Genomic DNA, 14831 nt, shown 5'->3' with positions numbered 1-14831 from the left:
GGCGTGCGAAGGAGATATCTGCGGTCTGCGCCAGGCCCCGGTCCGGTTTCCCTCGCGCGGGGCGCTGATGTACGAAGGCGGCAGCGTTTTCCCCATAGCCTGAAGCTTGCGGATGCGCACCCATTTCCGCGACCCGTCGCAATTCAGGCTGGAGAGACAGCCACCGGCTTTTCCGGAACGGAACCGGTGGCAGTCCCCCGACAGATCCAGAGGCATCCATGAGCGCTGAAACGCCCCCCACCATATCCCTCCAGGTCGCGGAGCGTCTTGGCGCCGTTCGTCATGCCTGTGACCGCGCCGCCGCGAAAAGCGGCAGGAGCGGACAGGACGTCACGCTGGTGTGCGTTTCCAAAACCTTTGGGCCGGAGGAGATTATACCCGTGCTCGAAGCCGGTCATCGCGTGTTCGGAGAAAATCGTGTTCAGGAAGCCCACGGCAAATGGCCGCCGCTCAGGGAGCGGTATGAGAACGTCGTCTTACACCTGATCGGCCCCCTGCAAAGCAACAAGACGCGGGAAGCCGTAGCCCTGTTCGACGCGATCCATACCCTTGATCGCCCGGGGCTGGCGGAGGTTCTGGCGCGGGAGATCGACCGGGCAGGCCGCAGACCGGAGCTTTTTGTTCAGGTGAACACCGGTGAGGAACTCCAGAAGGCCGGCGTTGCGCCTTCTGAAGCGGACGACTTTATTGCCCGCTGCAGAAATGAGTTCGGACTGGAGATCGCTGGTCTGATGTGCATCCCGCCAGTGCAGGACCCGCCCAGCCCGCATTTCGCGCTGCTGCGCAAGATTGCCGCGCGCAATGGCCTGTCACGGCTTTCCATGGGCATGAGCGGCGATTTCGAGCAGGCGATCATGCTCGGCGCCACGCATGTGCGCGTGGGCAGCGCCATCTTTGGTTCGCGCGCCTGATGGTTCAGCCTGCCGCTGTAACCAGGTGATTCGCGAGAATGTGAACATCGGGCTGACGCGGCAGGCGGCGCTTCCACCATGATCAGCGCCGGCCGTTCAGCGGATATCAATCACCGTTTCTGGAGAAATGTGACGCAGCAGCAAGCGCAAATCGCGCGGGCGCAGGGCCACGCAGCCTTGGGTCGGCGTCCTGTCAGGGCGCATCAGATGGATGAAGACGGCGCTGCCTCTGCCCTGGATGCGCGGTCGATGATTGTGGTCAATTTCCATAACTATATCATATAGATGGTCGTCGCGCCACATCTGCTCACAGCCATATCTGCACGGCAATCTGACATGGCGGTTGTAGACGCCAGCCCCGGTTGTGTCGCACCAGCCGTCGGACCGTCGCAACGGCGTGGCGGGCAGGCTGGTAAGCGGCCTTTTAACCCTGTCGGCCCGGTAGAAAATCCTGCGAACATGGAAACGTCCCTGGGGCGTTACCCCGTCGCCTTCAGTTTTAAGCCCCTGAGGCCGCATCCCGCTTCGGCCTATTACGCACGGAAAGCGCATGAAACCTGCAATCAGGGTTGCGCTTCTGTGGTTCCCTGGAGTTTGATAAACAACCACGCGCGTAATTTTTTTCATGCTGGACGTCTTGAGTTGCAATAGCCACAGACCGACTGACCTGCGGGCGCGATATTGCCTGATGGTCACCATCTGGTCTACCTGTGAGCTGGCGCCGTCTGGGAGAGAATCGCTTGAGTCATCGTAGCCACATTCTCATCGTCGATGACGAGAAGGATTTGCGGGACACCCTGTCGGAGCAGTTGCTGCTCAATGACGAGTTCACCGTCGAAGGCGCGGAAACGGCCAGCGCCGCTATCGAACGGGTCAGGGACCGTCGCGTCGATCTGGTCGTCATGGATCTGGGGCTTCCCGACATGGACGGACGTGACGCCGTCAAGGTGATGCGGCAGAACGGTTTCAAAAGCCCGATTATCGTGCTCACCGGTTACGACACCGATACCGACACGGTTCTCAGCCTCGACGCTGGCGCCAATGACTTTGTGGTCAAGCCGTTCAAGTTCGCCGTGCTGCTCGCCCGTATCCGCGCCCAGTTGCGGCAGCATGAGGCCAGCGAGGACGCCGTTTTCACAATTGGGCCCTACACTTTCCGGCCCAGCGCCAAGCTGCTGGTCAACGGTCGTGGATCCAAACTGAAGTTGACGGAAAAGGAAACAGCGATCCTGCGTTTCCTGTATCGCGCCGACCGCAAGGTGGTCAGCCGGGAAACATTGCTGCAAGAAGTCTGGGGCTACAATGCGACCGTGACCACGCACACGCTCGAAACGCACATTTATCGTCTGCGACAAAAAATCGAGGAAGACCCGGCCCGGGCGCGGATACTTGTAACCGAAGCTGGAGGTTACAGGCTCGCGCCATGATGGCGATGAGGGCGAAGTCCACTTCGCCGTGAGCCCGTTTTTTCGGCAAGGTGGACGTCACCCTGCGTGGAGAAGATACGTCGAGGCAGGAAGCTGGCGCAAAAAGCCGTTCCTGTTGAACCGGTTTTGTTCCAGTTGGGGATATTCCAGAAAGCAGGCGGGCTGGTAGCTGATGTCACTGGACCAGGATGTCGCCATATTGGCGCGAATGCCTGCACTGCGTAATTTTGAGCCGGACGCTCTGCGTCTGCTGGCGTTTGCCGCGACGCACGCCACATTCCAGCCGGGCGCCGTGCTATTCGAAGCGGGCGAGATGGCGCAAGGCGCTGTCGCTGTCCTCTCCGGTCGCGTGATCCTTGCCGATGGCGGCCCGGATATCCGCACGGAGGCGGGTCCCGGCGATTTGCTGGATGAAATGGCCATGTATGTGGACACCGAGCGGACCGTGCGGGCCGAAGCCGCCGAAACGGTCACGGTGATGGTGTTGACCCGCGACATGGTGCGGCGGGTGCTGGTTGAATTTCCGGCTTCTGCGGCAGCGGTCCGGGATGCCCTGTCGGACCGCCTTGACCGCCTGTCAGGCGAAATTGGCCAGATCGGCCAGCGTCTGGCCAGGCTGGACGGGGAATAGGGCCTTTCCGGCATGCGACGCTGACTGGCTGGCAAGGGCGTCTGGAGCGCGGCTGCTTGTGGAGACATGGACTGGCTTCAGGCCGGTCGCCGGATCGCTTTAAGATCGAGGCGCACGGTGACGGGAACGTGGTCGGACGGGCGCTCCCAACTTCGCGTTTCCTTTGAAATTACAAAATCTTCCAGCCCCGCGGCGACGCCAGGCGACAGCCAGACATGATCCAGGCGGCGGCCGCGGTCGTTCACCGTGTGGTCCTTCGAGCGGTAGCTCCACCAGGTGAAAAGCTTCTCCGGTTCGGGCGCCAGCTTGCGGACGGCGTCAACAAAACCGGCGGTTGTCCGGATGTTCTCCAGTGCTTCGGTCTCAACGGGCGTATGGCTGACGACATTGAGCAGCGCCTTGTGGTTCCAGACGTCAGTGACATAGGGCGCGACATTCAGGTCGCCTACCAGGATGCTGTTGCGCTGCGCTGGCTGGTCGACGCCGGTCCAGGCCAGCATTTCTTCCAGAAAATCGAGTTTGTGACGGAACTTCGGGTTGAGCGCCGGGTCGGCGATATCGCCGCCGGCCGGCACGTAGAAGTTATGAATTTCCAGGTCGGCGCACTGGGCTGGCAGGCGCACTGATATGTGGCGGCAATCGTTCTGGCCACAAAAGGCCTTCACGTCAGTGCGGACGAACGGGATGCGCGAGAGAATGGCCACGCCATGGTAGCCCTTCTGACCATTGACGGCGATGTGGCCGTACCCGCGCTGCCGGAATACGGAGCTTGGAAACTGCTCGTCCGGACATTTGGTTTCCTGAAGGCAAACGATGTCCGGGTTACATGCGTCGATGTGGCGGATAACCTGATCGGCGCGCAGCCGCACCGAGTTGATGTTCCATGTCGTAACGGAAAGCGGCACGTCTGCTCCGGCAGTTCGGGACGTCAGCAGCGGTCTCCGGTTCAGTTACGCTGGTCTGGACGTTAAACTTCAGGGGATATCCGCATTTAGAGCAAGTTGCCGCCGAAGGGAATTGCCGTGACGGCGGACGCCGCCTGCATCAGGATGACGCTGGCCGTTTGCTTTGGTGCAGTTTTCGATCAACTGGATCGGAAACCGCTCCAGTTTTTCCTGTTTTAAGCGAATGCTGATCGGCAAGCGCTTTAGCGCGGCGTCTCCTGAAGGTTGTAGAGCGCTACGGTGGTCCGGTAACCCTGCGGATCGACGATGTTCCACTGCTTGAGCTGGTTGGCGCGGGAATCGAAGATCAGCGTGATCTGCGACGTGCCTCCCAGCGTGGAGGAATCGGACAACGCCACCCGCACGATGCCGTCGGCGTCGGTCGCCACGTTCAGCAGTTTGGTGTCGGTGGCGAGGTTGATGCGGTCCTTCAGCAGGAACTTCAGCGGCGTCTGGCTGATGGAATAAACGTCATTGGTGCGCAGCTTGCTGTCGCGCACCGCAACGGATTTGCCATCCGCCACCACTTCCAGGGTGCTGGGCGGATCGTATTTGAACACCAGTTGTCCCGGCCGCCGTACATAGAGCGAACCTTCCGCCTTCTGGCCCTGGGCATTGTGCTGGATGAAGCGCGCCTGAATCGCCTCATAGCTGTTAAGCCATTCATTCACCCGCGCCAGGGCTTCAGCGGATGATTTCGGCACGGGGTTGGCGCCCGTGCGCGCTGCTGTTTTCGCCGCCTCCACGGCCGCTGCCTGCACGCCCGGTCGCGGCTGCGCCGCAGCTGTGGGCGCGCTGGCGGCTACCGGCGCGCCGCCCTGGAGACTGGCTGGCCGCCTCGGCGGCAGTGGCGCCGTCGCCTGGGGCGAATCCGGCTGCGGCGCAGCCTGGGGCGTTGCGGCCTGGGACGCCGCCGGAGTTGTCGCCGGCTTGGTGGGCGCCGGATTCTGCGGTTTGGACTTTGAGGCAGCCGGCGCCGGTTGCGTTTTGCCGGGAGCGGTCAGTGAAGCGGGTGGGGGCGCGACTGGAGGGCGCTCCGCCTGCGGCGCGACCTGCTTGCCGAAGCCTGGCTTGAAGGGGTTCCACTGGAATTCCGCCCTGGCTCCGCCAGCGGAGCCAAGGCACAAGAGCGAAACGAGGGCAGGCGCGAGCCACAGGGACGCCTGGCGGCCGGACTGGCGGCGCGCCGTGCGGGTCCCGACAGAGAATTGCCCCGGTGCCGAATGCCGCATGACGCCACGCTTTCCGTTGTTCGTCTGTCCGGCCGACGGGAAAGGGATTTCCCGCGCCGGTTGGTCGGTCAAATGGCTCATCGGTTACAATATAAGCCTTGAAGCCGGCATTGTGAGGGCGGGCAATCAGTCGTCTTCCTGCTCCCCACCGCCCTGGGCCAGAATCTCGCGCTTGCCGGCGTGATTGGCAGCGCCAACGATGCCCTCCAGCTCCATGCGTTCCATGAGCGATGCGGCGCGATTGTAACCGATTTGCAGGCGGCGCTGGATATAGGACGTTGACGCCTTGCGGTCGCGCAGCACGATGGCGACAGCCTGGTCGTAGAGATCGCCGCCAGCGGAGGCCATGGCGCTCTGGTCGAAGACGGCGCCGCCTTCCTCACCCTCGCCCTCTTCCATGGCGGTAACGGCTTCCAGATACTGCGGCCGTCCCTGCGACTTGAGGTGGGAAACAACTTTCTCCACCTCATTGTCGGAGACGAACGGACCATGCACGCGGGTGACGCGGCCGCCGCCGGCCATGTAGAGCATGTCGCCCTGGCCGAGCAATTGCTCGGCTCCCTGCTCGCCAAGGATGGTGCGGCTGTCGATTTTCGACGTGACCTGGAAGGAAATGCGCGTCGGGAAATTGGCCTTGATGGTGCCGGTGATCACGTCCACCGACGGGCGCTGGGTCGCCAGCACCACATGGATGCCGGCGGCGCGGGCCATCTGGGCCAGGCGCTGGATGGTGCCTTCGATCTCCTTGCCCGCCACCATCATCAGGTCGGCCATTTCGTCGACGATGACGACGATGTAGGGCAATGGATCCAGATCCATCACTTCTTCTTCGTAAACGGGCTCGCCAGTTTGCTTGTCGAAACCGGTTTGCAGGGTGCGGGTGATGATCTCGCCCTTGCGCCTGGCCTCGCCGACGCGCGTATTGAAGCCGTCGATGTTGCGCACGCCGAGCTTCGACATCTTCTTGTAGCGGTCTTCCATCTCGCGCACCGCCCATTTCAGGGCGACGACCGCTTTCTTGGGGTCGGTGACGACCGGCGTCAGCAGGTGCGGGATGCCATCATAGATCGACAGTTCCAGCATCTTGGGATCGACCATGATGAGGCGGCACTCATCGGGCCGCAGCCGGTATAGCAGCGACAGGATCATGGTGTTGATGGCGACCGACTTGCCCGAGCCGGTTGTGCCAGCCACCAGCAGATGCGGCATGCGCGCCAGATCGGCGATCACCGGTTCGCCGCCGATGGTCTTGCCGAGGCACAGGCCAAGGCGGGACTTGGACGACGAGAAATCCTCGCTGGCCAGCAGCTCGCGCAGATAGACCGTTTCGCGATTGCTGTTGGGCAGCTCGATGCCGATGGCGTTGCGACCCGGCACCACGGCCACGCGGGCCGAGATGGCGCTCATCGAACGGGCGATGTCGTCAGCCAGGGAGATGACCCGGGAAGATTTGGTGCCGGGCGCCGGCTCCAGTTCGTACAACGTCACCACGGGGCCTGGCCGTACATTGATGATTTCGCCGCGCACGCCGAAATCTTCAAGCACGCCTTCCAGTAGCGTGGCGTTCTGCTCCAGCGCCTCCACGGACAGCATGCTGTTCGCCGCCGGACGGCGCGGTTCCGCCAGCAGCGCCAGTTCGGGCAACTGGTAGCTTTCCGTATCGAAGGCGGGTTGTGGCGGGGCAACGGCTGCCCTGGCGGCCGGCCGCGCCGCAGCCACGGCGACCGCTGCGCCCTGAACCGGGGAAGGGCGCGCCGCAACGGCGTCATCATTCGCCGGACCGGCGGAGGTCATGGCGGGGGGAACGCCAACCCGTAGCGCATGGGGCGGAATGCGTGGCGGCGTGGGCGCGACAGGGTCTGCTTCCGTAGAGAAGTCTGCGTCGACATCGTCGGCGCCATGCTCCGCGTCTTCAGGCGCGATGTCGCTCTCCGGCTCCCTGCGCTTGCGGCGCAGGACGAAGGGCTGGGTGGCCTCGGCAGGCGTAGTCTCCGCCGTGTCGATTGTGTCCGCGGGGGCGCTAGCCGCCTCTTCACCGGTTGTGCCCCTGCTTTCGGGATTCTCTTCCGGTGCAGTTGCTTTCCTGCGTACGCGCGCGGCAAAGCGCGAGGACAGTTCGGCGGCCGCGGCAATGGCGGCTGCGGTTGGGATGATTTTTTGCGGAGCAGCGGCAGCCCGGGTCGCGCCAACAGCGGCGCGCGCGGCGGTTGCGGCGATTTCGGCCGCGTGCGTCATGGAGGGCGACGCAACGGAAGCGGGCTCGTGGACCTGCACAGGCTGGGCTTGCACGGGCTGGGCTTGGGCGTGGGCTGTCAGGGCCCCATCTGGCTCTGACCAGGCGGCGGTGGGCGCGAGAGGCGCGGTTGCCTCGGGTTCGGGGTAATAGCCGGCGTTCACGTCCTGGCGGCTGGCGGCGCGCATGTGCGCGGGAGCGTACGCGGCGTGAACAGGCGATGGGGCCTCCTCCTGACGCCACGGCGGCTCGACCACGCCCGACGCGGCGGGCGTGACCGGCGTCTCCCGCCACGTTGGCGGCATGCGCACGCGGGAGCGGGGAGCCTCGACTGGCTGCGCCGGGACAGCGATAGCCGCCGGAGCATGGTCGGGCGGCGATGGTGGAAATCCGTCCGGGAAGGCGCTGGGCTCGATCCGGCTTCCCGATCCCCTGGCTGATGCGCTGGAGACGCCTCCCAGGGCCGCCGCGCCGGCGGCTGCCGCCAGCTTGCGGCGATTGCGCCGGCGGCTGATCGCGGCCTTAAGCATCATGAAGCCATGCACGATGGCGCCGAGCGATACGATGCCAAGGCCGGGTTCGTCCGAATCAGTTTCCTTGCCCCGGGAGGCGCGCCATGAATCCATATCCGTGTCGTCTTCGCTTGCCTGATCGTCAAATCCGTAGCCGCAGGCCGCGCTGAGCGCGAGAATGGCGATTGCGGCCATTATAAAGCCGGCCAGCACCCGGCCGAATGCGCCAAGCACGCCGAGCATGCCGCGCGCGGCGGACAGCACGCCGTCGCCGACCACGCCGCCCAGCCCCGTGGGCAGCGGCCAGCTGCCCGTCGCCGGCATGGCGCTGGCGACGGCCGCCGCCGCAGAGGCGCCGATGATCCAGAGTGGAATTCGCCATTTCATGCCGGGCATGGTGCGACGCGTGACCAGCGACACCCCCCAGACCGCCAGCGGCAACAGCCAGGCGACCGAACCAAGGCCAAACAATTGCATCGCCATGTCGGAGATGACGGCCCCGGGCGCGCCAAGCCAGTTGGAAATCCGGCTATCGGTGGCGTGGGTCAGGCTGGGATCGCTGACCGACCATGTGATGAGGGCGATCGCCATGGTGATGGCGAAAACGATCAGGGCGATTCCAACCAGATCGAAGGCGCGCCGCTTCATGAAGTAGCGGGCGGCCAACGAGAGATCCTGGGCTGGCGAGGTGGAACGTCTGACGGTGCGCATGCCGACCTGGCGGTTCGTGGAGGTATGCCCGAAGGCTAGCCGCTGGGGGGTTAAGACCCGCTTAACCTTGCGGCGCGCCGGGCGGGCGAAGGACGCGCTTGCGCAAAAGAAATCTCCGCGCCACAGGGCGCGGAGACAAATGATGATCGCCAGGTCTTTTGGCAGGGAGTCCGCACCGGGTTCTCCAGATCCGGGCGCCTCCGCTCAATAGTTGTAGGCGCGCTCGCCGTGATCGGCGATGTCGAGACCCTCGCGCTCTTCCTCGACGGAGACCCGCAGACCGATGACCAGGTCGACGATCTTGAACAGGATGGCCGAGCCAACGCCCGAGAAAACGATGGTGAACAGCACTGCCTTGATCTGGGCCCAGACCTGCGTCGCCATCACATAAGCAGCAGGCGATGCGGTTCCAGGATTGGTCGCGTAGTCGACAAGCCCGACGCCGCCGAGCGCCGGAGCGACCAGAACGCCAGTGGCGATGGCGCCGACAATGCCGCCAATGCAGTGAACGCCGAAAACGTCCGCCGTATCGTCATAACCGAAGGCGTTCTTAACGGTGGTGCAGAAGAAGAAGCAGATCGCGCCGGCGACGAGACCGAGAATGATCGACCCCATCGGGCCAGCGAAGCCGGCGGCGGGGGTGATGGCGACCAGACCGGCGACCGCGCCCGACACGAGGCCGAGTAGCGACGCCTTGCCCTTGAAGGCCCACTCCACGAACATCCACGCCAGCGCCGCCGCGGCGGTGGCCACGAAGGTGTTGACGAAGGCCAGGGCCGCGCCGCCGGTGGCCTCCAGGTTGGAGCCGGCGTTGAAGCCGAACCATCCCAGCCACAGCAGCGATGCGCCGATCATGGTCATGGTCAGGGAGTGCGGCGCCATCAGTTCGCGGCCGTAACCGATGCGCTTGCCGATGATCAGGCAGCCGACCAGACCGGCGATGCCCGCGTTGATGTGCACCACGGTGCCGCCAGCGAAGTCGAGCGCGCCCCACTTGAACAGCATGCCCGCATCGGCGTTGACAGCATCAAGCTTGATCTGCGCCGCGGCCTTCGCTGTTTCTGTTGTCGCTGCAGCCAGTTCACGCGCCGCCGCCGCAACCGCGTCGGGGCCGGCCCAGTACCAGACCATGTGCGCCATCGGGAAGTAGATGAAGGTGAGCCACAGGCCGACGAACACCAGCAGCGCCGAAAAGCGGACGCGCTCGGCGAAGGCGCCAACGATCAGCGCCGGCGTGATGCAGGCGAAGGTCATCTGGAACGCCATATAGATCAGCTCGGGGATGACCACGCCGTTGGAGAACGTGCCAGCGGTGCTCTCAGGGGTGATTCCGGCGAGAAAAGCCTTGGAGAAGCCACCAACAAAACTGTTCAGGGAGCCGCCGTCCGTGAAGGCAAGGGAGTAGCCATAGCAAACCCAGATCATCGCCGCGAGGCAGACGATGGCAAATACCTGGGTCAGCACCGAGAGCATGTTCTTGGTGCGGACCAGGCCGCCATAGAACAGGGCGAGACCCGGAATCGACATTGCCAGAACGAGGATGGTCGAAATCGCCATCCAGGCGACGTCGCCCTTCGCTGGCGTGGGCCCGGCCGCGAACGCAGCGGGCGCCCCTGCAAACAGGGCGAGGCCAATGCCGACGGCGGCGGGGCCCAGGGCCCTCGGCAGGCGCCAGGGCGCGCCGGTTGTGCGCATGAGCGTCATGTTATTTCTCCAGATACTGGCCGGCAGCGGGCTCAGAGTGCGTCGTCGTCGGTTTCGCCGGTGCGGATGCGCAGGGCTTTTTCGATGGAGGTTACGAAGATCTTGCCGTCGCCGATCTGGCCGGTGCGCGCGGCGCCGGCGATAGCCTCGACCGTCGCCTCCACCATCGCGGATGGCACGGCGACCTCGATCTTGACCTTGGGCAGGAAGCTGACGGCGTATTCGGCGCCGCGGTAGATTTCCGTATGGCCCCGCTGCCGGCCGTAACCCTTGACTTCCGTTACGGTGAGGCCATGGACGCCCAGGGCCGTGAGTGCATCGCGCACTTCCTCAAGCTTGAATGGCTTGATGATCGCCATGACGATCTTCATTGCTTTCCCCCGATTGCTGGTCGCGCGACCTGCCGGCGTGTCAGCCGGAAAGTCGGTTGGCCCCGGTTCCTCCATGCGTCCGCCGTTGCGGCGGTCATGGCTCCGGAAATCAAAAAGCAAGAAGGGCGCCAGTTTTTGATTTATTCAGGCGGCATGAGATATTTATTATGTATTTCAATTAGATATGAGATCATTCAGCGAGTGGCTGGCGAGTCGGAAGCCTGTTTTGGCAATCACAATGGTGGGGAATGAAAATCAGGCGCCGTTTATGCCGGCGCCTGATTTTTAGTCATTGGGAATGATCTGGATTTGGGCAGGTCTGTCACGGCGCGCGCGCCAGGTCGGGGCGCAGGCGGATCATGCCTTCCTGGGCCACGGAAGCGACCAGCCGGCCATCGCGGGTGTAGATATTGCCCCTCGCCAGGCCGCGCGCGCCGCCCGCCACCGGCGTGTCCTGCACGTACAGCAGCCATTCGTCGGCGCGGAAATCGCCGTAGAACCACATGGCGTGATCGAGACTGGCGCTCTGGATCGTCGGCTCGATGACGCTGCGGCCGTGGGGAAACAGGGTGACGTCGAGCAGCGTCATGTCGGAGGCGTAAGCCAGCACGCACTGGTGAATGGCCAGATCATCAGGCAGACGGTTGGCGGCCCGGATCCAGACGCAGAACGGCAGGGTCGTGGGTTCACGGGCAAAGTAACGGGAGAAATAATGTTGGTAATCGACGGCCTTGATTTCGATTGGCTGCGCCGTGGAATAATACCGGCGCTGGTTCTCCGGCATTTTCGCCAGCAGGGCCGGATCAATGTCGGACTGACTGGGCAGATCTTCAGGTTGCGGCACGTCTGGTGGCGGCTGGATATGTTCGAGGCCAGTCTCATCGACATGGAACGAGGCGGTGAGTGAAAAAATCGGCCGGCCGTGCTGGATGGCCGAAACGCCGCGGGTCGTGAAACTGCGCCCGTCGCGAATGCGATCAACTTCATAGACAATCGGAACACGCGGATCGCCGCCGAGCAGGAAATAGCAGTGCATCGAATGCAGGGTGCGCTGCTCGACCGTGCGGCAGGCCGCGACCAGAGCCTGACCGATGACCTGCCCGCCGAATACGCGTTGCCAGCGATCCTGCGGGCTTCTGCCGCGGAACAGGTTCACTTCAATGGTTTCCAGATCCAGAATCGACAGAAGGTTGTCGATGGCCTTGCTCATGACGCCTCCGCCGGCCCGTTCAGAGCCGATTGACCGTTGCCTGGGGCGGAGTGTGACGCCTTTGCGGGTCGCTGTCATGTCTGTCCGCGTGGGGGATCGCGCGCGGATATTTGCCCTGGCGTGAAAGTTGGGAGCGGGCGCGTTATAAGGCGGGTGTGCCGATCACAGACAGGAAGCGTCGTGTCCCATTCCCCCCAGACCATCATTATTGCAGGCGGCGGCATTGCGGGCATGACGCTGGCGGTGTTGCTGAAGCAGGCGCTGGCATCTGGCGTGCAGGTCGTGGTCTGCGATCCGGCGGCGGCGGAAGCTGCGCAGAAGGCGCCGGAAGATAACCCGCTGCGAGTTTCGGCGCTGGCGGCGGACGGCCGGCGACTGCTCCAGGGGCTTGGCGTATGGGACGCCGTTTCCGCCCGCGCCCAAGCCATCGCAAGCATGGAGATCACCGACAGCGCGCTGGCTGATCCGGTGCGCGCGAAACTTCTCTCCCTCTCGGGCGATGTCGGCGCTGGCGAGCCATTCGCCCATATGTTGGCGAATGACGATGTTTTGCACGCCCTGGCGAAGGCTGCTGTCGAGGCTGGCGTTGAACTGTGCGATGCGCGGGTCGAACGCTGGCTTTGGAACGGGGCTGCGGCCGGCTCTTCCGGAATGGCGAGGCTTTCCGATGGATCGCGACGCCAGGCCAGCCTGCTGGTGGCGGCGGACGGCGCCCGCTCCAATCTGCGCGCACTGGCAGGTATCGGCTGGCACGGCTGGGGTTATGGCCAAACCGCCATCGTCGCGACCCTCGCGCATGAGCGCCCACACGGCGGCCGGGCCATTCAGCACTTCCTGCCCTCGGGGCCATTCGCCATTCTGCCTCTGACGGGAAACCGGTCTTCGATCGTCTGGACGGAAAGGGCGGCTGACGTTCCCGCCCTGCTGGCAATGGACGCGGAGGATATGCTCACCGAGATCCGGCGGCGATTTGGCCTTGAGCGCGGCTCACTGCGGCTTGAAACCTGGCCCGTGGGCGCCTTCCCGCTCGCGCTTGGCGTGGCGCGCCGGTTTTATGCAGATGGCCTGGCGCTGGTGGGCGACGCCGCCCATCAGGTGCATCCGATTGCCGGACAAGGGCTCAACCTTGGCCTGAGAGATGTGATGACGCTGGGCGATGCGCTGGTCGAGGCAATCCGCATTGGCCTGCCGGCCGGCGAGATGAATTTGCTGCGCGCGTATGACCGTAACCGGCGCGCTGACGTCATCGCCATGGCGACGGTGACAGACGGTCTGAACCGGCTGTTTTCCAGCGATTTTACCCCGCTACGGCTGATTCGCGGCCTGGGCGCCCGGCTGGCCGGACGCTCTTCGGTTGTGAAGCAGATGCTGATCCGCGAGGCGGCCGGCGTCGGCGCGTCCACACGCGACTGACGGGCGCGCGCCCTGTCTACGCCACGCGCGTTTGGAAAATTCAGTTCCTCCCCTGTGCGTCCATGAGCCTGGCGTCCAGCCGCCACGCTGGTGAAGGCAGCCGCCCGGAGTGCGGCCCCCTGTCTTCATTTGTCTTTTTCTTGGTCCTACTTGCGCGTACATGCGACGTTCGGTTGGCGAAAAAGACAACCATTTATCGATAGGCGGTTGCAAAAGCATTCATCTGTAAAAATTATCGACATTTCTGTGTTGCTATTTATCGTTGTTTGCTAATATTTGATTAAAGCTACATGAGCGAGGGGGCGACGTCAAATGAGGGCTCTTTCTTATGTCGACCGCGCGAGATTAACGTCGGGCGCTACGGTACAGGGCCAGGCTATCCATCGATCTTACGTTTCTCCACTGACGGGCGTCGTCGGGCGCATTGATCTTCCAGAGCCCGGAAACGATGTCCTGCCGGCGCCGTCCTGTCGACTGGAGGGCGCGCGGGTATTTATCGCGGGTCACACCGGGCTGGTTGGCGGCGCGCTGCGACGGCGGCTGCTGCGGGAGCGGTGCGATATCCTGACAATCGACCGGCGGCGGCTGGATTTGCGACGGCAACAGGAGGTGGAGACCTGGATGGCCGGCAATCGGCCCGACATCGTGCTGCTGGCTGCGGCGACTGTCGGCGGCATTGCCGCCAACAGCGCCCGGCCGGCGGAATTTCTGACGGACAATCTGGCGATTGCAGGCAATGTTATCGGGGCCGCGCATAAATATGATGTCAGGAAGCTGGTGTTTCTCGGTTCAAGCTGCATCTATCCGAGAGAGGCTTCACAGCCAGTGACAGAAGACGCCTTGCTGACCGGCGCGCTGGAGCCGACCAACGAGGCTTATGCCATCGCCAAGATCGCGGGGCTGAAGCTGGCCCAGGCGATCCGCCGGCAATATGAGCATGACTTCATCTCGGTGATGCCCACCAATCTCTATGGGCCAGGCGACAGGTTCGATCCCGAGCGCGGACATGTCATTCCGGCGCTGGTCTACCGCATGGGCGAAGCAAAAGCCGCCGGGATTCCAGAATGCGTGATCTGGGGCTCTGGACTTGCCCGGCGTGAATTCCTGCATGTGGATGACTGCGCCGATGGCGTGGTTCATGCCTTGCAGTATTACTCGGGAGACGCGCCCCTCAACATTGGCTCGGGTGAGGAAGTGTCAATCGCCACCCTCGCGACCCTCGTCGCGCATGCGGTGGGTTACAGGGGCCGGATCATCTTCGACCCATCGCGGCCGGAGGGCCCGCCGCGCAAATTGCTCGACAGTTCCCGGATCCGGGCGCTCGGTTGGCGCCCACGTATCGGCTTGCGTGACGGCCTGCTGGACACGGTGCGATGGTGGCGCGCGAACGACCCTGCAGCGCCGGCGCGAGGTCCCCGGGCGATGGCGGCAAGCCGCGCCGAAGTTTGAAATGGGCGCGGCGGGGGATCGTCATGGTCTTTGCCCCTCAGGAGGGGAAGCGCCATAGCAGAGGCAAAGGCAATTTCCTGATT

The 14831-nt window shown here is 63.8% G+C and carries 13 protein-coding genes; 5 read left to right on the top strand and 8 right to left on the bottom strand.

What is annotated here, in order from left to right:
* The first annotated feature begins 218 nt into the window (after nucleotides 1–218).
* Complete coding sequence (locus EV666_RS05405) at nucleotides 219–911, top strand: YggS family pyridoxal phosphate-dependent enzyme (protein ID WP_132004218.1); 693 nt, start codon at nucleotides 219–221, stop codon at nucleotides 909–911.
* 96 nt (nucleotides 912–1007) lie between these two features.
* On the opposite strand, the gene EV666_RS05400 is transcribed toward EV666_RS05405, so the two are convergent.
* Complete coding sequence (locus EV666_RS05400) at nucleotides 1008–1610, bottom strand: L,D-transpeptidase family protein (RefSeq protein ID WP_245514224.1); 603 nt, start codon at nucleotides 1608–1610, stop codon at nucleotides 1008–1010.
* Nucleotides 1611–1651: 41 nt separating this feature from the next.
* On the opposite strand from EV666_RS05400, the gene EV666_RS05395 reads away from it, so the two are divergent.
* Both EV666_RS05395 and EV666_RS05390 read left to right on the top strand, forming a co-directional pair.
* The gene (locus tag EV666_RS05395; protein ID WP_132004215.1) at nucleotides 1652–2338 is read left to right on the top strand and encodes a response regulator transcription factor; all 687 of its coding nucleotides are present in this window, start codon (nucleotides 1652–1654) and stop codon (nucleotides 2336–2338) included.
* Between the two features lie 208 nt (nucleotides 2339–2546).
* Entirely contained in the window at nucleotides 2547–2969 is a 423-nt protein-coding gene (locus EV666_RS05390; protein WP_165909903.1) for a Crp/Fnr family transcriptional regulator, read from the top strand.
* A gap of 77 nt (nucleotides 2970–3046) precedes the next feature.
* Here the strand turns inward: EV666_RS05390 and EV666_RS05385 are convergent, their stop codons facing one another.
* The 7 genes from EV666_RS05385 to EV666_RS05360 all read right to left on the bottom strand — a co-directional run bounded on the left by EV666_RS05385 (nucleotide 3047) and on the right by EV666_RS05360 (nucleotide 11886).
* Nucleotides 3047–3874, bottom strand: coding sequence for an exodeoxyribonuclease III (locus EV666_RS05385; RefSeq protein WP_132004209.1), 828 nt, complete (start codon nucleotides 3872–3874; stop codon nucleotides 3047–3049).
* Between the two features lie 69 nt (nucleotides 3875–3943).
* Entirely contained in the window at nucleotides 3944–4111 is a 168-nt protein-coding gene (locus EV666_RS18170) for a hypothetical protein (RefSeq protein ID WP_165909902.1), read from the bottom strand.
* A 5-nt stretch (nucleotides 4112–4116) separates the two neighbouring features.
* The gene (locus tag EV666_RS05380) at nucleotides 4117–5145 is read right to left on the bottom strand and encodes an outer membrane lipoprotein carrier protein LolA (RefSeq protein WP_165909901.1); all 1029 of its coding nucleotides are present in this window, start codon (nucleotides 5143–5145) and stop codon (nucleotides 4117–4119) included.
* 126 nt (nucleotides 5146–5271) lie between these two features.
* The gene (locus EV666_RS05375) at nucleotides 5272–8601 is read right to left on the bottom strand and encodes a DNA translocase FtsK (RefSeq protein ID WP_132004203.1); all 3330 of its coding nucleotides are present in this window, start codon (nucleotides 8599–8601) and stop codon (nucleotides 5272–5274) included.
* A 204-nt stretch (nucleotides 8602–8805) separates the two neighbouring features.
* Entirely contained in the window at nucleotides 8806–10305 is a 1500-nt protein-coding gene (locus tag EV666_RS05370) for an ammonium transporter (RefSeq protein ID WP_132004200.1), read from the bottom strand.
* A gap of 32 nt (nucleotides 10306–10337) precedes the next feature.
* Nucleotides 10338–10676 carry a P-II family nitrogen regulator gene (locus tag EV666_RS05365; RefSeq protein ID WP_132004197.1) on the bottom strand — a complete coding sequence of 113 codons (339 nt, stop codon included), beginning with the start codon at nucleotides 10674–10676 and terminating at the stop codon, nucleotides 10338–10340.
* Between the two features lie 322 nt (nucleotides 10677–10998).
* Nucleotides 10999–11886 (bottom strand): acyl-CoA thioesterase, encoded by an 888-nt coding sequence (locus EV666_RS05360; RefSeq protein ID WP_132004194.1) that lies wholly within the window; start codon nucleotides 11884–11886, stop codon nucleotides 10999–11001.
* Between the two features lie 180 nt (nucleotides 11887–12066).
* On the opposite strand from EV666_RS05360, the gene EV666_RS05355 reads away from it, so the two are divergent.
* Together EV666_RS05355 and EV666_RS05350 are read left to right on the top strand one after the other, a co-directional pair.
* Entirely contained in the window at nucleotides 12067–13299 is a 1233-nt protein-coding gene (locus tag EV666_RS05355; RefSeq protein ID WP_245514223.1) for an FAD-dependent monooxygenase, read from the top strand.
* Between the two features lie 453 nt (nucleotides 13300–13752).
* Nucleotides 13753–14748: a GDP-L-fucose synthase family protein gene (locus EV666_RS05350; RefSeq protein ID WP_245514250.1), complete on the top strand. Its 996-nt coding sequence runs from the start codon at nucleotides 13753–13755 to the stop codon at nucleotides 14746–14748.
* The last annotated feature ends 83 nt before the right edge of the window (nucleotides 14749–14831 follow it).

This window comes from Camelimonas lactis, assembly GCF_004342915.1.
Taxonomy (GTDB): Bacteria; Pseudomonadota; Alphaproteobacteria; order Rhizobiales; family Beijerinckiaceae; genus Camelimonas; species Camelimonas lactis.
This window is presented reverse-complemented; position numbering and strand designations above follow the sequence as displayed.

What these genes read in the sequence shown, in the direction of transcription:
- EV666_RS05405 (WP_132004218.1), top strand. Translation starts at nt 219, where the DNA reads ATGAGCGCTGAAACGCCCCCCACCATATCCCTCCAGGTCGCGGAGCGT.
- EV666_RS05400 (WP_245514224.1), bottom strand. Translation starts at nt 1,610, where the DNA reads ATGGTGACCATCAGGCAATATCGCGCCCGCAGGTCAGTCGGTCTGTGG.
- EV666_RS05390 (WP_165909903.1), top strand. Translation starts at nt 2,547, where the DNA reads ATGCCTGCACTGCGTAATTTTGAGCCGGACGCTCTGCGTCTGCTGGCG.
- EV666_RS05380 (WP_165909901.1), bottom strand. Translation starts at nt 5,145, where the DNA reads ATGCGGCATTCGGCACCGGGGCAATTCTCTGTCGGGACCCGCACGGCG.
- EV666_RS05375 (WP_132004203.1), bottom strand. Translation starts at nt 8,601, where the DNA reads ATGCGCACCGTCAGACGTTCCACCTCGCCAGCCCAGGATCTCTCGTTG.
- EV666_RS05370 (WP_132004200.1), bottom strand. Translation starts at nt 10,305, where the DNA reads ATGACGCTCATGCGCACAACCGGCGCGCCCTGGCGCCTGCCGAGGGCC.
- EV666_RS05365 (WP_132004197.1), bottom strand. Translation starts at nt 10,676, where the DNA reads ATGAAGATCGTCATGGCGATCATCAAGCCATTCAAGCTTGAGGAAGTG.
- EV666_RS05360 (WP_132004194.1), bottom strand. Translation starts at nt 11,886, where the DNA reads ATGAGCAAGGCCATCGACAACCTTCTGTCGATTCTGGATCTGGAAACC.